Origin of the sequence: Inquilinus limosus DSM 16000 (genome assembly GCF_000423185.1) — a bacterium.
GTDB lineage: Bacteria > Pseudomonadota > Alphaproteobacteria > DSM-16000 > Inquilinaceae > Inquilinus > Inquilinus limosus.
Genome location: NZ_AUHM01000036.1, coordinates 27,995 through 49,115, shown reverse-complemented (window position 1 = coordinate 49,115; position 21,121 = coordinate 27,995). Strand labels below are relative to the sequence as shown.

Below are 21,121 nucleotides of genomic sequence, written 5' to 3'. Positions count from 1 at the left end.
CCGGCAATGACAGACCAAAGAGACAGCGGCGAAGGCCGTAGAGACGAAGCAGGCGATGCCCCAGGACGACAGCCCGATCGAGGTGTTCAAGCGCGCCACCACGGCGACGGTGCGGGCCATCGCCGAGCGGCCCGACGTCACCGTGGCCTATTCCAGCGAGCCGCCCGGCGTCGCCGGCACCCGCGCCCGCCTGCCGCAGCCCTCGCGGCTCCTGACCACCGCCGAGGTGGCCAAGGTGCGCGGCGCCGCCGATGCCGTGGCCCTGCGCCTGAAGCACCACAACGCCAGGCTGCACGCCGCCCGCATGCCGCAGGGCGAGGCTGCCCGCGCCGCCTTCGAGGCGCTGGAGCAGGCGCGCTGCGAGGCGATCGGCGCCACCCAGATGGCCGGCGTCGCCGGCAACCTGGCGGCGGCGCTGGACGACCGATTCAAGCGCCAGGGGCTGGACCGGGTCACCGAGCGCGAGCAGGTGCCGCTGGCCGAGGCGGTGCGGCTGGCCGCGCGCGAGGCGATGACCGGCGAGAAGCCGCCGCCGAACGCCCGCCACGCCGCCGACCTCTGGCGGTCCTGGCTGGAGAGCCGCATCGGCCGGTCGCTGCACGAGCTGGCCGACGCGATGGAGGACCAGGAGGCCTATGCCCGCTGCGCCCGCCACCTCCTGGCCGAGCTCGACATCGATGTCGGCCAGGAGGACGAGGCGCAGGAGGACGAGGAGGGCGAGGACGAGGACAAGTCCCAGGGCGAGCAGCCGGAGGAGCAGGGCCGCGAGGGCGAGCAGGTCAGCGCCACCGCCGACGAGAGCGAGAGCGACCCGGAGAGCGGCGACGAGACCGACGCCGAGGGGGCGGAGCAGGAGGCGTCCGACGACGCCGACGAGTTCGCCACCGAGGACACCGAGACGCCCGGCCAGCCCTGGCGCGACGAGCAGACCGGGGCGCTCGACCCGAACGGACTGAACTACAAGGCCTTCACCACCCAGTTCGACGAGGTGGTCCCGGCCGAGGAGCTGTGCGACGCGGACGAGCTGTCGCGGCTGCGCCTGATGCTGGACCAGCAGCTGCAGCATCTGCAGGGCGTGATCGCCAAGCTGGCCAACCGGCTGCAGCGCAAGCTGATGGCGAAGCAGACCCGGTCCTGGGATTTCGACCTGGAGGAGGGCCTCCTCGACGCCGCCCGGCTGGCCCGGGTGGTGATCAACCCGCTGACGCCGCTGTCCTTCAAGCAGGAGAAGGACACCGATTTCCGCGACACGGTCGTGACCCTGCTGATCGACAATTCCGGGTCGATGCGCGGCCGGCCGATCACCATCGCCGCGATCGCCGCCGACATCCTGGCGCGGACGCTGGAGCGCTGCGGCGTGAAGGTCGAGATCCTGGGCTTCACCACCCGCGCCTGGAAGGGCGGCATGGCGCGCGAGCGCTGGATCCAGCAGAGCAAGCCGCAGAATCCCGGCCGCCTGAACGACCTGCGCCACATCATCTACAAGGCCGCCGACGCGCCCTGGCGCCGGGCCCGCAAGAATCTCGGCCTGATGCTGCGCGAAGGCGTGCTGAAGGAGAACATCGACGGCGAGGCGCTGCTCTGGGCCCACAACCGCATCGTCGGACGGCCGGAGCAGCGGCGGATCCTGATGGTGATCTCCGACGGCGCCCCGGTCGACGATTCCACCCTGTCGGTCAACCCCGGCAACTATCTCGAGCGGCATCTGAAGCAGGTGATCGAGTACATCGAGCGCTGGTCGCCGGTGGAGCTGGTGGCGATCGGCATCGGCCACGACGTCACCCGCTACTACCGCCGCGCCGTCACCATCGTCGACGCCGAGCAGCTGGGCGGCACCATGATCGACAAGCTGGCCGAGCTGTTCGACGAGGAGCCGAAGAAGGCGGTGGCGCTGCGCCGGGCCAGCTGAGCCACGCCGCCCATCGCGAGCCGCAGGCGAAGCGAACCGGCAGCGCCCCGGCTTCGCCGTCGCGGCTCCATATCGACGCCACAATAAAACTGTTCATAATGGCTTCGGAGGGACATTATATGCCCCTCCGAGCGAAGAGGACATCTATGGCTCAACCGCGGCGTCGGGAGTTGTTTTTAGGAACTCCTTAGTTCCACTAATGGTCTGTTTTCCTGTTCTAGGATATTTTGGAGTACAGGAATGCCGTCATGCCGTGATCGACTTGAATGCGACGAGCATGCGGCGGTTGGTTCGCGACCGATGCGCCGCCCCGCCGGGACGGGCCATGGGAAAGGGCCGGCCGGGTGACCGCGGTCGCGCAGGCGATCCTCCGGACCGTGCAGCGGATCTACGACGCGGCGATGGAGCCGGAGGCGTGGCCGCACTGCCTGGACGCCGTGCGCGACCTGGTCGGCGGCTCGCACGCCGTGTTCACCACCACGACCGTGGACGGCGTCCAGCTGTCCACCTGCTCGCGCATGGATGTGCGGCAGCACGGCGAGCGCTGCGACCGGATCCTGCACAGCGATTTCTGGGCGGAGCAGATGCGGCGGTTCCCGACCGGCACCGCCCGCACCCAGTCCTCCATGGTGCCGGTGCGGGTCTATGAGCGGACCGACTTCTACCAGCAGCTGATCCGGCCGATCGGCGGCGGGCTGGCGGCGGTGGCGGTGCCGTGGCGCGGCCCGTCCGGCTGGTCGGCCATCCGCGTCTGCCGCCCCCTGCACGAGCGCGACTTCGGCGCCGAGGAGCTGGGCCGGTTGCAGGTCCTGGTGCCGCATCTGGCCAAGGCCGGCAAGCTGAACCGCCGCCTGGCCAGCGTCGACCCGCTCACGACCGGCGCCCTGGCCGCGATCGACGCGCTGGGCCTGGGCCTGATCCTGCTGGACCGGCACGGCCGGCCGGTCTACCGCAACGAGCGGGCGGAGGCCGTGATCGCCGCGCGCGACGGGCTGCTGGCCGATGCCTACGGCCTGGCCACCACCCTGCCGGCGCAGACCCGGGCGCTGCACCAGGCGATCACCGCGGCGATGCTGCTGGCCGGCGGCCCGGACGAGGCCGACGCCGCGCTGGGCCGCGGCGCCGCCGCGCTGCTGCGCATCCCGGTGTCGCGGCGGCCGCCGAACCGGCCGCTGATCCTGACCGTGGTGCCGGCGCCCGGCCCCGGCCGCGGCCCGGCCCCCGGAGAGCCGGGCGCGGTGGCGGTGCTGATCTCCGACCCCGACCGCTGCGGCCGCATCGACACCGCCGGCCTGGCCAGCGCCTATGGGCTGACCCGGCGCGAATCCGCCCTGGCGGCGCTGATCGCCGACGGCCTTGGCCCGGCCGAGGCGGCCGAGAGCCTGGGCATCTCGATCGGCACCGCCCGGCATTACCTGAAGCAGGTGTTCGAGAAGACCGAGACGCATCGGCAGGCCGAGCTGGTGCGCCTGCTGCTGCACAGCTTCGCCGCCCCCGACACCCGCGCCGCGGCCGGGCGCTAAGCGCCCCCCAGCCGGCCACCCGCATCCGATAGCAGGCGCCGGAGCCATCCATGGCCCGGATCGCTGTCGTTCCGCCGATGCCAGAGCATCGTCTCCTCGTAGCCCGAATAGTCGAAGGGCAGGGGAAAGGTGCGGACGCCCGGCCAATCCGTCATGCGGAGGACATGGTCGGACAGGGTCGAGATCATGTCGGTGCCGGCGATGATGCGAGGCACCGCCAGCGCATAGGGCAGGCTCATCGCGACATGCCGCTTCAGGCCGCGATCATCCAGGATCCGATCGATATAGCCCTTCAGATCGCCGACATGGGTGACCAGCAGATGGGGGTATTTCAGGTAGAGCTCCAGGGTCAGCCCGTCCTGGATCTCCGGATGGTCGGCCGAAACCACCGACACCCAGCGCACATGGAACAGCGGCGCGCGCCGGATCGTCGCCGGCGCGTCCGGCAGAATCGTCAGGGCGAGATCGACCGTGCCCCTCTCGAGGGCCTCGACGAGCTCCTGCCGGTGCAGCGCCCGCAGCACGATCGAGATCCTCGGGGCCTCGGCCCGCAGCCTGGCCATGACGCCGGGCATCAGCGTCGCAGCGATGTGATCGGTGGTCGCGATCCGGAACGTGCGCCCCGACCGCGCCGGCAGGAAGCGGCCGAGGCCCCCCAGGGCATCCTCGATCTGCCGCAGCGCCGACCGGATCGGATCGGCTAGGTCCAGCGCCCGTTCGGTCGGCCGGACCCCGTCGGCATGGCGGACGAACAGCTCGTCGCCGAACAGGCGGCGCAGATGCGCCAGGCGCTTGCTCATGGCGGGCTGGCTGAGCCCGATCCGCTCCGCCGCCCCGCTGACGCTGCCTTCGCTCAGCAGCGCGTCGAAGGCGACCAGCAGGTTCAGATCGACGGCAGCGAGATTCATGGGGATATTCCGCGATAGGAGCGCCGGAAGTTATTTCTATGAGAAATATCAGTATGGCGAATATCGATTAGGAGAATGAAGCTTCATATGAGACGACGGCGGTCGCCTTGACGGGAGGATCACCGCAATGCGCCCGCATTTCCTGCTTGCCGCTTTCTATGCACTTGTCACCCAGGGCAGCGCCATGGCGCAGGACACTCCCGCGTCCGGCGGCATCCTGGCGGCCCTGTCGGACACCGATATGGTGCCGACCGTCTATGAGACGGGCGATCTCGGGCCGGCCGATCCGGACCATCGCGACACGCTGTCCGTCGTCTCCTATGACGACGGCCGGTTCGCGACGCGATCGCTGACGATCTCGAACTCGACCAACGGGCCGCCCGGCTCGCTCGACCTGTCGCATGACGGCCGGATCGCCTTCGTCGCGGAAACATTCCGGCCGCGAGCCGCCGGGATGACGCGGCTGAGCGAGTTGGTGCCGGGAACCGAGCTGCGCTCGGTCGACATCCGGCCGGGCCGTGAACCCGCCGTCATCGACCGCGTCGAGATCGGAACCCAGCCCCAGGCGATCCAGCTGAGCCCCGACGGCGGTCTGATCGTCGCCATCACCACGGATGCCGACCGCGAGCTCTCCTTCGTCCCGGTGCGGGACGGCCGCTTCGGCCCGGTGGCGCGATTCGGCCTGGCCCTGCCGCCGTCGGGCGGCCTGATCCCGCTGAAATCCACCTGGGTGCAATGGCATCCCGGCGGTCGCTATATCGCCGTCAACCTCGTCGACCGCGCCCAGGTCGCCTTCTTCGAGGTCGTGCGGGACGAGGCTGGGTCGGCCGCGGCTGTCCGCCCCTGGGGCAACCGGGTGCAGACCAACAAATTCCCCTTCGTCGGCCGCTTCTCGCCGGACGGCCGGTTCTACGTCACCTCGGACGTGCAATGGGGCATCGACACGCAGGGCTTCTTCGGCGTCCGGGAGGGGATCCTGACCACCATCCGCCTCGCCGCGGTCGGCAGCGATGGGGAAGCGGCGCGCCACACCGTTCCCCACGTCGCCCTGGGCGGCTGGGGATCCGAAACCATCGCCTTCAGCCCGGACGGCCTGTTCCTGGTGACGTCGAATCTGCGCGGAACCGGCAAGCCCGACGGCTCCCCGGACTGGACCCGCGAAGCGTCGCTGAGCCTCTACGCGCTGGACGGCGAGACCGGCCGCCTCACGCCTCAGGGCGAATGGCCGATCGACGCGGTTCTGCCGCAGGGATTGGCTTTCGACCGCAGCGGCCGCACCCTGTTCGTGGGCGTCAACCGCTACCGTGATGGTAAGCCTGTGCCCGGCGGCGCCGTCGAGATCTGGCGGATCTCGACCGACGACACGCCGACGCTGGAGGCAACCGGGCAGCGGATTGGATTGCCGCCGGGCGTGCACACGCTGATCGCGCGGTAGGCCGGGCCGCCCAGATCGGGTGAGCGGCCCGCCGCTTGACCGCCCGGCCGGGATCGGGCCTGCTGCCCTCCGCGATTCAGGAGGCGCCCGATGCCAACCCCGGAGCCCCCGCCGGTGCTGGAGACATCCCGTCTGATCCTGCGCCCGACCCGGGCCGAGGATTTCGACGGCTGGGCCGAGATGATGGCCGACGCGGAGGCCGCACGGTTCCTCGGCGGCGTCCAGCCGCGGCCGGCGGCCTGGCGCAGCTTCATCGCCATGGCCGGCGCCTGGACCATCCAGGGTTTCGCCATGTTCTCGGTGATCGAAAAGGCGACCGGACGCTGGGTCGGCCGGCTCGGCCCGTGGCGGCCCGAGGGCTGGCCCGGCACCGAGGTCGGCTGGGGCCTGTGTCGCGCCGCCTGGGGCAAGGGCTATGCCACCGAGGGCGCGGCGGCGACGATCGACTGGGCCTTCGACCGCCTCGGCTGGACCGAGGTGATCCACTGCATCGCGCCGGAGAACGAGCCGTCCAAGGCGGTGGCGCGCCGGCTGGGCTCGCGCTTCCGGCGCAACAGCCTGCTGCCGCCGCCCTTCGACAGCTTCGAGGTCGAGATCTGGGGCCAGACCCGCGAGGAGTGGCGCAGCCGGGTCGGAGGCGGCCGGCCGTGACCGTCGCGATCCGCCCCGGCCGGCCGGAGGACCATCCGGCCCTCTTGGACATCTGGCTGCGCGCCGTGCGCGCCACCCACCATTTCCTCGCCGAGGCCGACATCGAGGCGATGCTGCCGCTGCTGCGCGACCAGTATCTGGCGGCGGTCGAGCTGTGGGTGGCGGACGGGCCGGGCGGCACGCCGGAGGGCTTCATGGGGCTGGACGGCGCCAAGGTCGAGATGCTGTTCGTCGACCCGGACCGGCACGGCCGCGGCATCGGCCGGGCCCTGCTGGCCCATGCCGCGGCGCTGAAGGGCGAGCTGACGCTGGACGTGAACGAGCAGAATCCGGCCGCCCTGGCCTTCTACCGCAAATGCGGCTTCCGCGAGACCGGCCGGTCGCCGCTGGACAGCCTGGGCCAGCCCTTCCCGCTGATCCACATGACCTCGGCCCCCGGCTAAGGCGGCGCCACCGGCTTGGCCAGGCGGCGGGTGGACGGGACGAAGCCGGCCGCCAAGTAGCACGCGGCCGCCCCGGTGTTGAACTCCCAGACGCTGAGCTCGAGGCTGCCGATGCCGCGGCTGCGCGCCCAGTCCTCGGCGTGGCGGAGCAGCAGCCCGGCGATGCCGCGCCGGCGATGGCCCGGCATCACCACCAGGTTGTCGATCTCGACGAAGCGGCGCTCCGGCCGGACCGGATTGGCCGGGATCGTCTTCTCGACCAGCGTGGCGAGGCCGGCCAGGGTGCCGCCGTCATCGGCGACGAGGATGGTGCTGTCGGGCCCGGCGATCAGTCCGGCGACCAGCTCCGGGCTGCGCGCGGGCCCGTCCGGCTCGACGAAGACATCGGGCCGGACCTCGCGGTGGAACCGGTCGAGCTCGGCGAACAGGATGCAGAGCGCGGCGTGCTCGTCCGGCCGGGCCGGGCGGATGATGACGGGCGGCATGTCGGGTCTCCTGGTGGCGCCGCACGGCCCCGGGACCCCGATATGGAAATGCCGCCGGAACCGGCGGCATGGGTGGGCATGAAACATCGTCCCCGCCGCCTCAAAAGGGCGGGGCACCGTATCGCGGAGCGGGACGAGGACGACGGATCATGCCGGCAGGCTATCGGCCGGCCGGGCGATGGTCAACGGCCGGCCGCCTCTTCCAAGATCAGGCCGCGAGCCGAGCCGCGATCGCCGCGACATGCCGCCCCTGATGGCGCGCGCCTTCGAGTTCGCCCCCCGATGGCCGGCGACGGTCGTCGCTGCCCGAAAGGGTGGATGCACCGTAGGGCGATCCGCCGGTGATCTCGTCCATCCGCGTCTGGCCGGCGAAGCTGTAGGGCAGGCCGACAATGATCATTCCGAGATGCAGCAGCACGGTATGGAAGTTCAGGATCGTCGATTCCTGGCCGCCGTGCTGGGACCCCGTCGAGGTGAAGACGGCGCCGACCTTTCCGACCAGCCGGTTCTCGAACCACAAGCCGCCGGTCTGGTCGAGGAAGTTCTTCATCTGGGCCGCCATCATGCCGTAGCGCGTCGGCGTGCCGAAGATGATCGCGTCATAGCCGGGAAGCTCGTCGATGGTGGCGAACGGCGCGGACTGATCGGTCTTGTAGCCGGCTTCCCGGGCCACGTCGGTCGGAACGAGCTCAGGCACGCGTTTGACCGCGACCTCGGCGCCGGCCTCTCTCGCGCCGTCCGCAACAGCCTTTGCCATCGTCTCGATATGGCCATAGGCCGAATAGTAGAGGACCAGGATCTTTGCCATGGGGGTTCTCCTGTTGACGCCCCCAGACCTACTGAGTTTCGAAGATCGACTGTAGCCCGCTGAATGCCACCACGGTGTTGCCGTTTCCACAACAGCAACCGAACCGAGGGGAAGGCAAGCCGGGGCCGATGCTAGACGCGAAGGACCCTCTCGAAGTGTCCGGCGAGGTGTTCCAGCACCGCCCGAGCCCGCCCGGGGAGCCGGGCGCTCGACGGGAACAGGGCGAAGAGCCCGACCTCGGGCAGGGGAAAGTCCTCGAGCACGCGAACCAGCCGGCCGGCCGCGACGGCCTCGTCGGTGATGAAGCGCGGCAGCCCGACCAGCCCGCGTCCCGCGATGGCTGCCGCCAACAGGGCGCTGCCGTCATTCGTCTTCAGCCGCCCGCGCGTGCGGATGGTCCTCCATTCGCCGCGGACCAGGAACCGCCACTGCTCCGCCGGATTCATGTTGGCGTAGGTCAGGCACTCGTGCCTTTCCAGATCCTCCGGCACGACCGGCATTCCTTTCTCGGAAAGGTAGCCTGGGCTGCCCACCACGGCACGGCCGATCCTCCCGAGCTTGCGCGACACCAGCACGGAATCCTTGAGATCGCCGATGCGGATCGCGAGATCGAAGCCGCCGAGGGTGATATCGACATAGCGGTCATTGAGATCGAGGTCGATCTCGAGAGCCTCATGGAGGGCCATGAGCTGCGTGACGGCGGGCAGCACGTGCAGCGTCCCGAGATTCGTCGGCGCCGTGATCCGGACCAGGCCGCGGATGGCCTTCGCACCCAATCCGACAGCTTCCACCGCCTCGTCCAGATCCTCCAGGGACCGCCGCGCCCGCTCGTGAAACCCCGTGCCCAGCTCGGTCAGGGTCACGGCATGGGTCGTCCGGCTGACCAGCAGCGCACCCAGGCGCCGCTCCAGCCCACTCACGCGTCGGCTGATCACCGATTTCGAGATCCCGAGCCGCTGTGCCGCCTTGGTGAAGCTGCCGGTTTCAGCCACATGCAGGAAAGCCTCGAGCTCTTCCAGACTCGGACGCATTGGTACACCGCGGTTGCTGTTGCGCTTCGGGCAACATGATTTTCGCAAGACGCTCATTACAAGTGCAATGCGCAACACGCCACATCCGGGGCCAGAGCAACGCCATCACGAGATTCCGATGACAGTCACAACCAGCATCTGGCTTTTCCAACTGGTCACGGCAGCGAGCCTGACACTCTGGATGATCGTCTCCGTCCTCAACATCTGCAGGGCTTTCGTGCGTCGATGGCCGCGATCGGCCAGACCATGGGGATGACGCTTCTGCGTGACCCGCCGTTCGATACGCTGCCGTTCCTGAAACGCGCGGTGTGCAACCCGCATGTTCATCGGGCTGCGCTGATCGGGGTCGTCCTTGCCCAGGGCGCCAGTGCGCTGCTTCTCCTCGCGGGCACGATCGCCCTCGCAGGAACCCCCGCCGACGTCGCCACGGGTTCGGGTGCCATGCTGCTCAACCTCGGCCTGGCGGCCTTCATCCTCTGCTGGAGCTCCATGTTCACGGCCGGGCTCTGATTCGGATACTGGATCAAGCAGGAAGGGCTGCTCCTGACCCAGCTGCTGCTGACGGGCTGGGGCCTCGCCAGCTTCCTGGTCTTCAATCTTCCGGTGTCTGCCGCCGCTTCTACCTGAGCAGCCGCCCGCGCGCGGGACGACGGCATGGCCCTCAGGCTGGTCGCAGGGCGCCCGTGTCGCGGTCGGGCATGCGCCCGCGGGCCACTTCGCCGGCAATGATCCGCGCCGCCTCGCCCGGGGTCAGGGCCGCATTGTCGATGACGATGTCGGAGAAGGGCGGGCCGGCATAGCCTTCCGCGTACATCTCGACGATCCGCCCGCGTTCCTCCTTCGACAGCGGCCTGCCGCCGCGGTCGGCCAGGGCGACGGCCATCGGCGGCGCCAGCGTGGCCACGAACAGCCGCGCCCCGCGCCGGCCGGCGGCAGCGGCGAGGCGGGCGTGATCCTCCGCCCGCAGCGGGTAGGCGATCACCAGGTCGCCTGCGGCGGAGGCGATCAGCGCCTCGATCCGGGCCAGGGCCGTGGCGATGATGGTGTCGAGGTCGGCGTCGTCAGGCGCGGCGTGATCGTCGCCCTCGACGAAGGCGGCGCCGGGCAGGAGACCGCTCAGGTGCCGCCCCACCGTCGACTTGCCGGAGTTGATCGGCCCGTTGATGCAGATGATGTCCACCGCCAGTCCCCGTCCTGTCGCGAAGCGCTGTCTTAGCCTCGCGGAGGACGGTTGTCAGGGGAACAGCTTCTCCAGCTCGTCCAGGCAGCCCGCCCAGCCGCCGCGGACGCTGTCGGCATACTCCTGGCTCGGGGTCCGGCTGTGATGGACGGTGACCTCGGTGCGGCCGGGCGCGACCTCGCGGAACTCCACCGTCACCTCGGTCTCGGCGCCGCGGAAGGCATCGAAGGGCCCGTCATAGACCCAACTCTTGACGATGCGCCGGCCGGGCACGAGGTCGCGGTACACGCCGGTGGTGCTGTGCCGTTCGCCGCTGCCGCCGACGACGTCGATGCGGTAGCGGCCGCCGACCTTCGGATCGGTCTCGGCCAGGGCGCAGGTGAAGGGCGGCGGCGCCAGCCAGCGCCGCAGCTTCGCCGGGTTCACCCAGGCGTCGTAGGCCTGCAGCGGCGTGGCGTTGATGATGCGGCTCTGGGTGACCGTCTCGACCGGGGCCATGGCTCTCATTCCTTCTCCGGTGATGGGAACAGGGCGTCGAGCGCGGCTTCATTCTCAACCATATGGTTGAGAGTAGCCACCCCGGCTCCGAATCGTCAACCGACCGGTTGAGTGACGCCGTCTTGAGAATGCCCCGAAGATCCGCTACCGCCAGGGCAGGATCACGGGGACGCGGATGATCGGGGTTTTCGATTCGGGGCATGGCGGGCTGACGGTGCTGCAGGCCCTGACGCGGCACCTGCCGCAGCAGCGCTTCCTCTATCTCGGCGACCACGGCCACGCCCCCTATGGCAACCGCGAGCCGGAGGAGATCTACCGCCTGACCGTGGCGGCGGTGGAGCGGCTGTTCGGCCTGGGCTGCCGGCTGGTGGTCCTGGCCTGCAACACCGCGGCCGCCACCGGGCTGCGCCGGCTGCAGCAGACCTGGCTGCCGCACCGCTACCCGGACCGGCGCGTGATCGGCGTGCTGGTGCCGATGGTGGAGGCGATCACCGGCGTGCCCTGGATGGCCGATATCCGCACCGGCCGGCACCGCGGCGAGCCGCGCACCGTCGCCATCTTCGCCACCCGGCATACGGTCAGGACCGGCGCCTTCGTCGAGGAGATCGGCAAGCGGGCGCCGGAGATCACCGTGGTGCAGCAGGCCTGCCCCGTGCTGGTGACGCTGATCGAGCGGGCGGCGCCGGAGGCGGTGCTGCGCCGCGCGGTGCGGCGCTATTCGGCCCTGCTGATGCGGCGGCTCGAAGGCGTGCCGCCGGATGCGGTGATCCTGGGCTGCACCCATTACCCGCTGGTCGCGGACCTCTTCGCCGAGGCGCTGCCGCCGGGGGTGGAGGTGCTGTCCCAGCCCGACATCACGGCCCGCAGCCTGAAGGCCTATCTGGAACGGCACCCGGAGTTCGACACCGCCGACGGGGCGGAGGCATCGCCCCTGTTCTTCACCACCGGGGATGCCGGCCGGGTCTCCGCCCTCGCCACCCGCTTCTACGGCCGCCCGGCGCCGTTCCGGCCGGCTGGGACAGAGGCGCTGGCCGAGGCGAGGTAGGGTCGCGGGTGATGCGGTTGATCCCGGTGACCATCTCTCCTCCCTTTCCCGCGTCGCAACCGATCTCGCCATTCCTAGGCCAGCCGCAGGCTGGAGCCTATGAAGCGCAAGCCGAGCCGGGCGACGACCCGCTGCGACGAGCCGTTGGCCTGGTCGGTGCTGTAGAACAGCGTACGCGACCGCAGGGGCGGCAGCCGGGACCAGCCGGCCGCGACCGCCGCCGCATGGCCTCGGCCCCGGAAGGCACGGGCGGTGGTGACCCCGAGCTCGGCGCCATCGGCGGACAGGCGCGCTGCGAAGGCGACCGCTGCCATCTCCCCGCCCACCATCGCCGCGCACCAGGGCGACCAGAGATCCGAGACGCTGCGGAAGCCGAGTTCGGCCAGCCCGCCGGGCATTCCCTGAGCCGAGAGCACCCCGTGCAGGCGCCGGCCGTTCGGGCTGTCGCCATCGACCAGCATCGTGTTGCCGTCGTGCCGCAGCCCGTGCGGCAGGTTGTAGGTCAGCCCCAGGCCCGGACTCGGCGGCGGGGCCGCCCGCGACAGCAGCTCGAGATAGCGGTCGATGTGCCGCGGCAGCCGGTCCGGCTCGACGAAAGGCGGTTCGGTGGCCGCGATCACCGCGATCTCGCCGGCGATGGCGTCATCGACATCGGCGCGGACGGCGAAGACATTGCCGGAGGCGCACCCCGCGAGCCAGAAGCGCGGGCCGGGCGAGCGGTCCGGGTCGTTCTCTCCCTCGATCCGTCCCGTGCCGGTGAGCCGGAACAGCGTCCGCAGCTGGATCGCCAGCAGGTCGATGTCGTCGGCCATCCGACGATCATCACCTACCGGGAGAAGGCCGGCGGGCAGCCGGGCTCGGGCCAGTCCATCGCCACCAGCCGGCCCGTGCCGGACAGGGTGATGTAGGCGGTCCTGCGGTCCGGCCCGCCGAAGCAGATGTTGGTCACGATCGGGTCGTCCGGCAGCACCACCTGCCGCAGCACGGTCCCGTCCGGGGCGATCACGGTGATGCAGCCGGTGATCAGCGTCGCGACGCAGATGCTGCCCCGGGCATCGACCGCCAGGCTGTCGAAGCGCTGATATCCGGGCAGGCCGCAGACCAGCCGGCCGCCATGCGGCGACGGGAACGGGTGCCTCTTCGCCCGCCCCGGTTCCTCGAGATCGAAGGCCCAGAGCCGGCCGGTCTCGGTCTCCGACACATAGACGACCGAATCGTCCGGCGACAGGCCGACGCCGTTCGGCGTCTCCATCGGATAGGCGACCTCGACGATCCGCGAGCCGTCGGCGAGGGCGTAGTACAGCCCGCCATAGTCCCGGTCGCGCTCGCGATGCTTGCCGAAATCGGTGAAGTAGAAGCCGCCGGAGCGGTCGAAGACGATGTCGTTCGGGCCGCGCAGCGGATGGTCGCCGCAGCGGTCGTAGAGCGTCCGGACCTCGCCGGTGGCGAGGTCGAGCCGCTCGATCCGCCCGCTGGTGTAGTGCGGATGGACGCCGCGGCGCATGCGGTTGAAGCCGCCGTCGAGATGGAACAGGAAGCCGCCGTTGTTGCAGACATAGAGCGCGCCGTCCGGCCCGACCGCCAGGCCGTTCGGGCCGCCGCCGAGCTGCGCCACGACCTCGACCGCGCCGTCGGGCCGGACCCGGCTGACGGTCTCGCGTTGGATCTCGACCAGCAGGACGGAGCCGTCGGCCTCCGCCACCGGTCCTTCCGGGAACTGGAGCCCGCTGGCGACGACGCGGATGTCGGGCATGGTCTTCCTCCGGCGGATGGCCTGGATCGGGTCGCGGCCTGCTTGTGTGCCTCTGCACGATAGCGTCGCCGCGGGTCCCGTCCAGGCCGATCTGCGCGCCCCCTCAGCCGATCATCCGCGGCTTCAGGATGTCCTCGAGCCCGATCCGGCGCAGCAGCTCCGCCCGCACCCGGTCGGCGACGCCGTTGACGATCTCGGCGCCGTCCTGCGACGGGTCGATATGCACGCGGAACGGCCGCTTGCCGAAGGGCGTGTCGACCACCCGGACGATGGCGTCCGCCACCGCCTGGGGGTCGGCGTCCGGCGGCTCCAGCGCCGCCAGGCCCTTGAAGGCGACCTCGCTGAAATCCGCGGTCGGCCCCTTCGCATACTCCTCCGCCCGCGCGGTGTCGGCCGGCGTGCCGGAATGAGCGAAGTGGTTGGTGCCCTTGGTGAAGGCGCCGGGGACGATGATCGAGGTCTCGACGCCCCAGCGCGCCAGCTCGCCGGCATAGCTGACCGCGAGCGCGTCCATCCCGGCCTTGGCGGCGAAATATGGCGCCAGATAGGGCGGCGTGCCGCCGCGGGTGCTGCTGGAGGATACCCAGACCAGCAGCCCCCGGCCCTGCTTGCGCAGCTGCGGCAGGGCGGCGCGGTTGACCCGCTGCGTGCTCAGCACGTTGATGTCGTAGAGCTGGGCCAGCTGCTCCGGCGTGAAGGCCTCGGCCGGGCCGTAGACCATGTGGCCGGCATTGTGGACGACGACGTCGAGCCGGCCGTGTTCGGCGATGATCCGTGCGATCGCGGCATCGACCGAGGGCTGCGAGGCGACGTCGAGCTCGACCGTCCGCAGGTCGATGCCGTGCTGCTTCGCATAGGCCTCGACCTCGGCCACCTGCGGCGCGTTGCGGCCGGCGGTCTCGCGCATGCTGGCATAGACGGTGTGGCCGGCATGGGCCAGGGCGCGGGCGGCCATCAGGCCGAAGCCGCTCGACGCGCCGGTGACGACGATGACGTGGCTCATGGCTTGCTCTCCTGGAATTCAGGCCTGGTCAGACGAGGCCGCCATTGGCGCGCAGCACCTGGCCGTTGACCCAGCCGCCGTCCGGCCCGGCCAGGAAGGAGACGACCGAGGCGATGTCCTGCGGCGTGCCCAGCCGCTCCAGCGGCGCGGCCTTGGCCAGGCGTTCGATCAGCTCCGGCGACTTGCCGTTGAAGAACAGGTCGGTGCCGGTCGGGCCCGGGGCCACGGCGTTGACGCTGATGGCCCTGCCGCGCAGCTCCTTCGCCAGGATCCCGGTGAGGGCCTCGACCGCCGCCTTGGTCGCCGTGTAGACGCCGTAGGTCTCCAGCTTCGTGCCGACCACGCTGGTCGAGAAATTGACGATCCGGCCGCCGTCGCGCAGCCGCTTCGCGGCCTCGCGCAGCACGTTGAAGGTGCCCTTCAGATTGATCGCCACCATCCGGTCGAACAGCGCGTCCTCGGCGTCGGCGATCCGCGCCAGCTGCATGACGCCGGCATTGTTGACCACCACGTCGACGCCACCGAAGGCGGTCTCGGTCGCCTCGAACATCCGGCGCACCGCGGCGGGATCGGCCACGTCGGCCTGGGCGGTCAGGGCCCGGCCGCCCTTCTGCTCGATGCCGCGGGCCAGGGCCTCGGCAGCCTCCGCATTGCCGGCGTAGTTGATGACGACGGTGAAGCCGTCGGCGGCCAGCCGTTCGGCGATCGCGGCGCCGATGCCGCGGGAGGCGCCGGTGACGATGGCCACCTTGGGTGCGACCTTGCTGCTGTCTTCGCTCATCTTGTCCTCCAAACCCGACATCGTGTCGGTGAGGGGAAGATGGACCTTATCAGCTGCCGGATAATCTGCTCTGATCCGGCATCATCATTCGGATATCCGGAACAATATCCATGGACCGGCTGGACGCGATGCGACTGTTCCTGCGGGTGGTGGAGCGGCGCAGCTTCTCGCTCGCGGCGCAGGATCTCGGCCTGCCCCGCTCCACCGCCACCGAAGGGGTGAAGCAGCTGGAGGCGCGGCTGGGCGTGCGGCTGCTGCAGCGGACCACCCGGCAGGTCCGGCCGACGCTGGACGGCGAGGCCTATTACCAGCGCTGCCTGTCGATCCTGGCCGATATCGAGGAGGCCGAGGCCGCCTTCACCGGGGCGAAGCCGAAGGGGCTGCTGCGGGTGAACGTGCACGGCATCCTGGCCCGGTCCTTCATGATGCCCGGCCTGCCGCGATTCCTGGCGGAGTACCCCGAGATCCAGCTGCATTTCGGGGAGGGCGACCGCTTCGTCGACCTGGTCCGCGAGGGCGTGGACTGCGTGCTTCGGGTGGGCCAGCCCGCCGACAGCTCGCTGATCGGGCGGCGGATCGCGGTGCTGCAGGAGGGCACCTTCGCCAGCCCGGCCTATCTCGAGCGGTTCGGCACGCCGCGCACGCCCGACGACCTGGACGGCCACCGCATGGTCGGCTTCCTGTCCTCGGCCACCGGCGCCCTGCTGCCGCTGGAGTTCACGGTCGGCGGCGCGCGGCGCGAGGTGACGCTGCCGGTGACGGTGTCGGCGGCGGGCGCCGAGATCTACTTCGCCTCGGGCCGGCTGGGGCTGGGGCTGATCCAGCTGCCGCGCTACCGCCTGGCCGAGGACCTGGCGGCCGGCACCATGGTCGAGGTGCTGGCCGACACGCCGCCCGTCCCCTCTCCGGTCTATGTGCTGTACCCGCACAGCCGGCAGCTGTCGCCGCGGGTGCGGGTGTTCATCGACTGGCTGGCGGCGGAGTTCGCCGCCCGCCTGCCGCCGGTCGAGGGCGGCTGAGGGCCGCCGGAGGCGGCGCTAGGCCGCCTCCTCCTCGCCGTCGATCAGCCCCATCGCCTGGTGCTCGAACAGGGTGCGGTAATGGCCGCCCTCGCGCTTCACCAGCTCGGCATGGGTGCCTTGCTCGACGATCCGGCCGCGGTCGAACACCAGGATGCGGTCGACCTTCTGCACGGTCGACAGACGGTGCGCGACGATGATCGTGGTGCGGCCCACGATCAGCTTCTCCACCGCCTGCTGGATCAGCGATTCCGACACGCTGTCCAGGCTGGACGTCGCCTCGTCCAGGATCAGCACCGGCGCGTCGGCCAGGATGGCGCGGGCCAGGGCGACGCGCTGGCGCTCGCCGCCCGACAGCTTCACCCCGCGCTCACCGACCAGCGTGTCGTAGCCCTGCGGCAGGCGGGAGATGAAGTCGTGGGCATAGGCCTGCTTCGCCGCCTCGACGATCTGCTCCATCGTCGCGTCGGGCCGGCCATAGGCGATGTTCTCCGCCAGGGTGCGATGGAACAGCACCGGCTCCTGCGGCACCAGCGCGATCTGGCGGCGCAGGCTCTCCTGCGTCACCCCGGCGATGTCCTGGCCGTCGATGCGGATGGCGCCGCCGTTCAGGTCGTAGAGGCGCTGCACCAGCTTGACGAAGGTGCTCTTGCCGCTGCCGGAATGGCCGACCAGCCCGATCCGCTCGCCCGGGGCGATGGTCAGGGTGAAGCCGTCATAGATCGGCTGCTTCTGGCCCTGGTAGCGGAAGGTGACCGCGTCGAAGTCGATCCGGCCGGCCTCGACCCTGATCGCCGGCGCGCCCGGCCGGTCCTCGACCCCCAGCGGCTGGTCCATGAAGTCGACCAGCTCCTCCATGTCGTTGACCGCACGCTGCAGGTTGCGGACATGCATGCCGACGCCGCGCAGATAGCCGTGGATCAGGGCGTAGGTGCCGAGGACGTAGGTGATGTCGCCCGGCGTCGCCAGGCCGCGCTGCCACAGCCACAGGCCGATGCCCAGCACCATGCCGTTCAGCGCCACCATGATCAGGTTCTGGGTGGTGCCGGAATTGGTGCCGCGATGCCAGGTGCGGATGGTGCGCTGGCGCCAGGTCTCGACCGTGCGGGCGATGAAGGCGTCCTCGCGCCGCTCCGCGCCGAAGGTCTTCACCACGGCGTTGCAGCCGATCGAATCGGCGAGGTTGCCGCCCAGCTTCGAATCCATCTCGTTGGCCAGCCGCGCCGCCGGGGCGACGTAGCGCAGCACCAGAACCAGGCTGACCAGGAGGAACAGCGCGACGCCCGCCGCCACCGCCGCCCCCATCAGCGGCCAGCGCGCCGCCAGGAGGGCGGTGGCGCCGAGCAGGACGAGGATGGAGGGCAGCAGCTCGACCAGGATCACGTCGTTCAGCAGATCCATCGCCCAGGTGCCGCGGCTGATCTTGCGCACCGTGGATCCGGCGAAGCTGTTGGCGTGCCAGTCGGTGGAGAAGCGCTGGACGCGCCAGAACGCCTCCTGCGTCATCGCCTGCATGACCCGGGTGGTCAGGCGGATGATGGCGCGAAACACCTGGTCGCGCAGCGCCACATAGACGATGCCGAGCCCGACGATGGTCAGCAGCGCCTGCAGCGCCGCGTCATAGCCGCCAGGGCCGGAGGCGATGGCGTCGACCATGCGGCCGGCGAAGACCGGCAGCACGACGTCGATCGCGGTCGACGCCAGCACGCCGCCGACCGCGAGCGCGACCGGCAGCGGATGGCGGCGCCAGTGGCCATAGCTGAAGCGCAGCACGCGCAGCAGAGGATTCTGGTTGGTGGTCTGGTCTAGCGCCACGGTCGTTCCGACACCGCCGAAACGGTGTCCTCCCGGCTGAACGGTTCAGGCGAGTCGGCGAGGGCCCGGGCCCGGCACCGACGGCGATCTGAGGGTTTCGAGATGGGACGCCCGGCTGTGTCGGCGCGTCCTCGGCGGGGGTCCGGCGGCCCCCGGGGCCAGACCAGCCGGGAGCGCGGAGGCGGACCTACCTAGTGACGGAGGTCCGGGGAGCTGACGATGCGTGGCGATGTCACTGCAACTCCCCCTCTGCCGTTTCGTGGACGCCTTCAACCCGCCGCAACGGGCGGGAGGCTCTTGATACCAGCGACAGAATGTTTCGGCAAGCCTGATGGGAACACACGCCCACCAGATACAAAAAGGGCCGCTCGCGCGGCCCTTTCCGGATGGATCGGCAAAAGAGAAAACTGGACCTTACGGCTTCTTCGGCTTCTGGGCCGGAGCTGCCGCCGACTTGTCGGCCGGCGCCGCCGCGGTTTGCGTCTTCCCGACCTCGTTGTAGCGCACGTGCAGCATCTCGTAGGACTTGTTCAGATAGTCGTCGAGCTGCTGCGGGGTGTACTTCACCACCTCGGCGAACTGGTCCTTGCGCGCCAGGCAGTAGGCCACCTGGGTCATCCGCTGCATGCGCTGGGATTCGTCGTTCGCCATCTTGGTGCGGTAGGTGTCGAACAGACGCGCGCCGTTGCCCTTGTTGTACTTGGCCAGCAGCTTGCCCAGCTTGTCCTGGGTGTCCAGGATCCGGTCGTCGTTGTTGACCACCCACTGGCTGAAGGTCCGGAAGATCGTCGGATCGTTGTACTCTTCCTTGCAGCTCAGGCCGGTGACCATCATCTCGGTCTGCAGCTTGACCAGCAGGTCGTAGCGCACCTCTGTCGGCGTCAACTGCGCCTTCGCCGGCAGGTTCACCGGCTGGTAGTTGCCGACATCGGGGAACAGCCCCCCCGTCTGTGGCTTCGGCGGCGCCTCCTGGCAAGCCGCCAGCGCCATGGCGGCCAACGCGGCCGCGGCAAAACCCTTCATCGTCCTCATCGGTACCCCCGCAGATCCATCGCCCGCACTCTAGCGCAGAAGCCGGGCCGACAGAATCTGAAATGCGACCCAGCTCATATAATGCTTCAAGGCGAACCCTTATCCCATTGTGATGCATCAGTAAAGCGCGATCAGTCCTGACTCAGCTCCAAGGCTTCCACGCCCAGTTCGGTGAGCTGCCAGGCCGGATCGTCGGCCTCCGGGTCGAGGCAGGCGATCAGCTTCGCCCGGCCGGTCTCGCGCAGGGTGGCGCGCACCCGCCAGACCGGCAGGCCGGCGGCCTCGGCCAGCTGCGCCGCGGTGTGCGGGACCGCGAGCAGGGTGAGGCTGCGCTTGGCGACCTCGGTCAGCGTGCCGTCGGGATTGATGCAGGCCATGGTCTCGGCACGGCGGGCGGATCAGTCCTTCACCTCGGTCCGGCAGTACCACCAGTCGGTGTACTCGTAGCCGCCCTTGGCCCGGGCGTCGGCGTCCTCGATCGTGCGCGGCGCCGGCACGATCACCTTGTCGCCGGGGCGCCAGTCGGCGGGCGTCGCGACCTTGTGCTTGTCGGTGGTCTGCAGCGCGTCGATCAGGCGCAGGATCTCGTCGATGTTCCGCCCGGTGGTCAGCGGATAGTAGATCATCGCCCGGACAACCCCGGCCGGATCGATGACGAAGACGCAGCGGCTGGTCTCGGTGCCCGACTGCTCCGGCATGATCATGCCGTACAGCGTCGCCACCTTGCGGTCGCTGTCGGCGATCACCGGGAACGGGATCCTGGTGCCGAACAGCTCCTCGATCCGCTTGGTCCAGGCGAGATGGGCGTAGATGCTGTCGATCGACAGGCCCAGCAGCTCGACCCCGCGCTCCTTCAGCGCCGGGGCGATCCGGGCGAAGGCGACGAATTCGGTGGTGCAGACCGGGGTGAAATCGGCCGGGTGCGAGAAGAACACGACCCAGCTGCCGCGGAAATCCTCGAGCGCGAGGCGCCCGTGCGTGGTCTCGGCTTCGAAGGGCGGGGCCACCTGCCCGAGGCGGGGCAGGCTGGGCAGGGGGGATGTCTCGGTCATGGCGGGACCCATTGGTGACGGCGATGCGGCGTCGGCTTGAGCATAGTCCAGCTCCGCCGCGGGGGCCAACCGGCTGGCCCGGCTGCGGGGCGCGGTATAAGCTCGCGCCCGAGCCCGCCGGGCCGGCGGGCCTGCCGGAGGATCGGGGATGACACGAGGCGCACGCATCGCGGCGGCCGCAGCGCTGCTTCTCACCCTCGGCGGCCCGGCCCTGGCCGAGATCGACGTGCTGCGCCGGGCGCCGGAGCTGATCCAGGCGGTCGACGCCAATGATCTCGACCGGGTCCGCACGCTGCTGCTGAGCGGCGCGTCGCCGAATGCGACCGATCTCAACGGCCGCACCGCGCTGGTGATCGCCGCCCGCGAACGCAACGCCGCCCTGGCGCGCGAGCTGCTGCGCTTCGGCGCCCAGCCGGACCAGCCCGATTCCCTGGGCAACACGCCGCTGTTCTGGGCGGCGGACGGCGGCGATGCCGGCACCATCCGGGCGCTGCTGGACGGCAAGGCCAACCCGAACCGTGGCAACCGCGAGGGCCTGACGCCGCTGATGGCCGCCGCCCGCAGCGGCAGCCTGCCGGCCGTGGAGGCGCTGCTGGCGGGCGGCGGCAACCCGCAGCTGCGCGACTTCACCGGCCGCTCCGCCCTGGGCTGGGCCCAGGCCGGCGGCCGGTCCCGGTCGGTCGCGGCCCGGCTGCGCAAGGCGGGCCTGTCGGATTGAGGCGCGGACGGGGCGCGGTTGCGATCCGCGCC

23 protein-coding genes are annotated in these 21,121 nt (G+C 70.4%); 9 read left to right on the top strand and 14 right to left on the bottom strand.

Features of this window, described 5'->3' with window-relative positions:
* Positions 1–55: 55 nt before the first annotated feature.
* Positions 56–1,909, top strand: coding sequence for a cobaltochelatase subunit CobT (gene cobT, locus G537_RS0125490; protein ID WP_026872520.1), 1,854 nt, complete (start codon positions 56–58; stop codon positions 1,907–1,909).
* 344 nt (positions 1,910–2,253) lie between these two features.
* Positions 2,254–3,432 carry a helix-turn-helix transcriptional regulator gene (locus tag G537_RS0125485; protein WP_026872519.1) on the top strand — a complete coding sequence of 393 codons (1,179 nt, stop codon included), beginning with the start codon at positions 2,254–2,256 and terminating at the stop codon, positions 3,430–3,432.
* On the opposite strand, the gene G537_RS39825 is transcribed toward G537_RS0125485, so the two are convergent.
* Complete coding sequence (locus G537_RS39825) at positions 3,429–4,340, bottom strand: LysR family transcriptional regulator (RefSeq protein ID WP_034852999.1); 912 nt, start codon at positions 4,338–4,340, stop codon at positions 3,429–3,431. The two genes, G537_RS0125485 and G537_RS39825, sit on opposite strands and share 4 nt — an antisense overlap.
* 127 nt (positions 4,341–4,467) lie before the next feature.
* On the opposite strand from G537_RS39825, the gene G537_RS0125475 reads away from it, so the two are divergent.
* The 3 genes from G537_RS0125475 to G537_RS0125465 all read left to right on the top strand — a co-directional run bounded on the left by G537_RS0125475 (position 4,468) and on the right by G537_RS0125465 (position 6,869).
* Positions 4,468–5,775 (top strand): beta-propeller fold lactonase family protein, encoded by a 1,308-nt coding sequence (locus G537_RS0125475; RefSeq protein ID WP_026872518.1) that lies wholly within the window; start codon positions 4,468–4,470, stop codon positions 5,773–5,775.
* 90 nt (positions 5,776–5,865) lie between these two features.
* Positions 5,866–6,426, top strand: coding sequence for a GNAT family N-acetyltransferase (locus tag G537_RS0125470; RefSeq protein ID WP_026872517.1), 561 nt, complete (start codon positions 5,866–5,868; stop codon positions 6,424–6,426).
* A complete protein-coding gene (locus tag G537_RS0125465; protein ID WP_026872516.1) occupies positions 6,423–6,869 on the top strand; it encodes an acetyltransferase in 447 nt (148 codons plus the stop codon). Before G537_RS0125470 ends, G537_RS0125465 begins: the two co-directional genes overlap by 4 nt.
* On the opposite strand, the gene G537_RS0125460 is transcribed toward G537_RS0125465, so the two are convergent.
* The 3 genes from G537_RS0125460 to G537_RS0125450 form a co-directional block, all read right to left on the bottom strand.
* A complete protein-coding gene (locus tag G537_RS0125460) occupies positions 6,866–7,354 on the bottom strand; it encodes a GNAT family N-acetyltransferase (RefSeq protein WP_026872515.1) in 489 nt (162 codons plus the stop codon). The genes G537_RS0125465 and G537_RS0125460 overlap by 4 nt on opposite strands.
* A 208-nt stretch (positions 7,355–7,562) precedes the next feature.
* A complete protein-coding gene (gene wrbA / locus G537_RS0125455) occupies positions 7,563–8,162 on the bottom strand; it encodes an NAD(P)H:quinone oxidoreductase (protein WP_026872514.1) in 600 nt (199 codons plus the stop codon).
* Between the two features lie 131 nt (positions 8,163–8,293).
* Positions 8,294–9,193: a LysR family transcriptional regulator gene (locus tag G537_RS0125450; RefSeq protein ID WP_026872513.1), complete on the bottom strand. Its 900-nt coding sequence runs from the start codon at positions 9,191–9,193 to the stop codon at positions 8,294–8,296.
* A 138-nt stretch (positions 9,194–9,331) separates the two neighbouring features.
* On the opposite strand from G537_RS0125450, the gene G537_RS43140 reads away from it, so the two are divergent.
* On the top strand, positions 9,332–9,703 hold the full coding sequence (locus G537_RS43140) for a DUF2165 family protein (protein WP_425402305.1): 372 nt from the start codon (positions 9,332–9,334) through the stop codon (positions 9,701–9,703).
* Between the two features lie 151 nt (positions 9,704–9,854).
* On the opposite strand, the gene G537_RS39815 is transcribed toward G537_RS43140, so the two are convergent.
* Both G537_RS39815 and G537_RS39810 read right to left on the bottom strand, forming a co-directional pair.
* Positions 9,855–10,373 (bottom strand): hypothetical protein, encoded by a 519-nt coding sequence (locus G537_RS39815; RefSeq protein WP_211230506.1) that lies wholly within the window; start codon positions 10,371–10,373, stop codon positions 9,855–9,857.
* A gap of 54 nt (positions 10,374–10,427) precedes the next feature.
* The gene (locus G537_RS39810) at positions 10,428–10,880 is read right to left on the bottom strand and encodes an SRPBCC family protein (RefSeq protein ID WP_081689034.1); all 453 of its coding nucleotides are present in this window, start codon (positions 10,878–10,880) and stop codon (positions 10,428–10,430) included.
* Between the two features lie 166 nt (positions 10,881–11,046).
* Between G537_RS39810 and G537_RS0125430 the strand changes: the two genes are divergently transcribed.
* Positions 11,047–11,916, top strand: a complete 870-nt coding sequence (locus G537_RS0125430) for a glutamate racemase (RefSeq protein WP_026872512.1) — start codon at positions 11,047–11,049, stop codon at positions 11,914–11,916.
* Positions 11,917–11,990: 74 nt separating this feature from the next.
* On the opposite strand, the gene G537_RS0125425 is transcribed toward G537_RS0125430, so the two are convergent.
* From G537_RS0125425 to G537_RS0125410, 4 genes are all read right to left on the bottom strand, one after another.
* Positions 11,991–12,728, bottom strand: a complete 738-nt coding sequence (locus G537_RS0125425; protein WP_026872511.1) for a GNAT family N-acetyltransferase — start codon at positions 12,726–12,728, stop codon at positions 11,991–11,993.
* 14 nt (positions 12,729–12,742) lie between these two features.
* Positions 12,743–13,669, bottom strand: a complete 927-nt coding sequence (locus tag G537_RS0125420) for an SMP-30/gluconolactonase/LRE family protein (RefSeq protein WP_034852997.1) — start codon at positions 13,667–13,669, stop codon at positions 12,743–12,745.
* Positions 13,670–13,772: 103 nt separating this feature from the next.
* Positions 13,773–14,672, bottom strand: coding sequence for an SDR family oxidoreductase (locus G537_RS0125415; RefSeq protein ID WP_026872509.1), 900 nt, complete (start codon positions 14,670–14,672; stop codon positions 13,773–13,775).
* Between the two features lie 28 nt (positions 14,673–14,700).
* On the bottom strand, positions 14,701–15,453 hold the full coding sequence (locus G537_RS0125410) for an SDR family oxidoreductase (RefSeq protein ID WP_026872508.1): 753 nt from the start codon (positions 15,451–15,453) through the stop codon (positions 14,701–14,703).
* 110 nt (positions 15,454–15,563) lie between these two features.
* Here G537_RS0125410 and G537_RS0125405 point away from each other — a divergent pair, with 110 nt between their 5' ends.
* Positions 15,564–16,472, top strand: a complete 909-nt coding sequence (locus tag G537_RS0125405; protein ID WP_026872507.1) for a LysR family transcriptional regulator — start codon at positions 15,564–15,566, stop codon at positions 16,470–16,472.
* Positions 16,473–16,490: 18 nt separating this feature from the next.
* On the opposite strand, the gene G537_RS0125400 is transcribed toward G537_RS0125405, so the two are convergent.
* The 4 genes from G537_RS0125400 to G537_RS0125385 form a co-directional block, all read right to left on the bottom strand.
* A complete protein-coding gene (locus G537_RS0125400) occupies positions 16,491–18,287 on the bottom strand; it encodes an ABC transporter ATP-binding protein (RefSeq protein ID WP_051249124.1) in 1,797 nt (598 codons plus the stop codon).
* Positions 18,288–18,701: 414 nt separating this feature from the next.
* Positions 18,702–19,310 carry a hypothetical protein gene (locus tag G537_RS0125395; RefSeq protein ID WP_155888765.1) on the bottom strand — a complete coding sequence of 203 codons (609 nt, stop codon included), beginning with the start codon at positions 19,308–19,310 and terminating at the stop codon, positions 18,702–18,704.
* A gap of 140 nt (positions 19,311–19,450) precedes the next feature.
* Positions 19,451–19,696: a hypothetical protein gene (locus G537_RS0125390; protein WP_026872504.1), complete on the bottom strand. Its 246-nt coding sequence runs from the start codon at positions 19,694–19,696 to the stop codon at positions 19,451–19,453.
* Positions 19,697–19,717: 21 nt separating this feature from the next.
* Positions 19,718–20,371: a peroxiredoxin gene (locus G537_RS0125385; protein ID WP_026872503.1), complete on the bottom strand. Its 654-nt coding sequence runs from the start codon at positions 20,369–20,371 to the stop codon at positions 19,718–19,720.
* A 148-nt stretch (positions 20,372–20,519) separates the two neighbouring features.
* On the opposite strand from G537_RS0125385, the gene G537_RS0125380 reads away from it, so the two are divergent.
* Positions 20,520–21,089 carry an ankyrin repeat domain-containing protein gene (locus G537_RS0125380; protein ID WP_026872502.1) on the top strand — a complete coding sequence of 190 codons (570 nt, stop codon included), beginning with the start codon at positions 20,520–20,522 and terminating at the stop codon, positions 21,087–21,089.
* Positions 21,090–21,121: the final 32 nt, after the last annotated feature.

What these genes read in the sequence shown, in the direction of transcription:
- cobT (WP_026872520.1), top strand. Translation starts at nt 56, where the DNA reads ATGCCCCAGGACGACAGCCCGATCGAGGTGTTCAAGCGCGCCACCACG.
- G537_RS39825 (WP_034852999.1), bottom strand. Translation starts at nt 4,340, where the DNA reads ATGAATCTCGCTGCCGTCGATCTGAACCTGCTGGTCGCCTTCGACGCG.
- G537_RS0125475 (WP_026872518.1), top strand. Translation starts at nt 4,468, where the DNA reads ATGCGCCCGCATTTCCTGCTTGCCGCTTTCTATGCACTTGTCACCCAG.
- G537_RS0125470 (WP_026872517.1), top strand. Translation starts at nt 5,866, where the DNA reads ATGCCAACCCCGGAGCCCCCGCCGGTGCTGGAGACATCCCGTCTGATC.
- G537_RS0125460 (WP_026872515.1), bottom strand. Translation starts at nt 7,354, where the DNA reads ATGCCGCCCGTCATCATCCGCCCGGCCCGGCCGGACGAGCACGCCGCG.
- wrbA (WP_026872514.1), bottom strand. Translation starts at nt 8,162, where the DNA reads ATGGCAAAGATCCTGGTCCTCTACTATTCGGCCTATGGCCATATCGAG.
- G537_RS0125450 (WP_026872513.1), bottom strand. Translation starts at nt 9,193, where the DNA reads ATGCGTCCGAGTCTGGAAGAGCTCGAGGCTTTCCTGCATGTGGCTGAA.
- G537_RS39810 (WP_081689034.1), bottom strand. Translation starts at nt 10,880, where the DNA reads ATGAGAGCCATGGCCCCGGTCGAGACGGTCACCCAGAGCCGCATCATC.
- G537_RS0125430 (WP_026872512.1), top strand. Translation starts at nt 11,047, where the DNA reads ATGATCGGGGTTTTCGATTCGGGGCATGGCGGGCTGACGGTGCTGCAG.
- G537_RS0125425 (WP_026872511.1), bottom strand. Translation starts at nt 12,728, where the DNA reads ATGGCCGACGACATCGACCTGCTGGCGATCCAGCTGCGGACGCTGTTC.
- G537_RS0125420 (WP_034852997.1), bottom strand. Translation starts at nt 13,669, where the DNA reads ATGCCCGACATCCGCGTCGTCGCCAGCGGGCTCCAGTTCCCGGAAGGA.
- G537_RS0125415 (WP_026872509.1), bottom strand. Translation starts at nt 14,672, where the DNA reads ATGAGCCACGTCATCGTCGTCACCGGCGCGTCGAGCGGCTTCGGCCTG.
- G537_RS0125410 (WP_026872508.1), bottom strand. Translation starts at nt 15,453, where the DNA reads ATGAGCGAAGACAGCAGCAAGGTCGCACCCAAGGTGGCCATCGTCACC.
- G537_RS0125405 (WP_026872507.1), top strand. Translation starts at nt 15,564, where the DNA reads ATGGACCGGCTGGACGCGATGCGACTGTTCCTGCGGGTGGTGGAGCGG.
- G537_RS0125395 (WP_155888765.1), bottom strand. Translation starts at nt 19,310, where the DNA reads ATGAAGGGTTTTGCCGCGGCCGCGTTGGCCGCCATGGCGCTGGCGGCT.
- G537_RS0125390 (WP_026872504.1), bottom strand. Translation starts at nt 19,696, where the DNA reads ATGGCCTGCATCAATCCCGACGGCACGCTGACCGAGGTCGCCAAGCGC.
- G537_RS0125385 (WP_026872503.1), bottom strand. Translation starts at nt 20,371, where the DNA reads ATGACCGAGACATCCCCCCTGCCCAGCCTGCCCCGCCTCGGGCAGGTG.
- G537_RS0125380 (WP_026872502.1), top strand. Translation starts at nt 20,520, where the DNA reads ATGACACGAGGCGCACGCATCGCGGCGGCCGCAGCGCTGCTTCTCACC.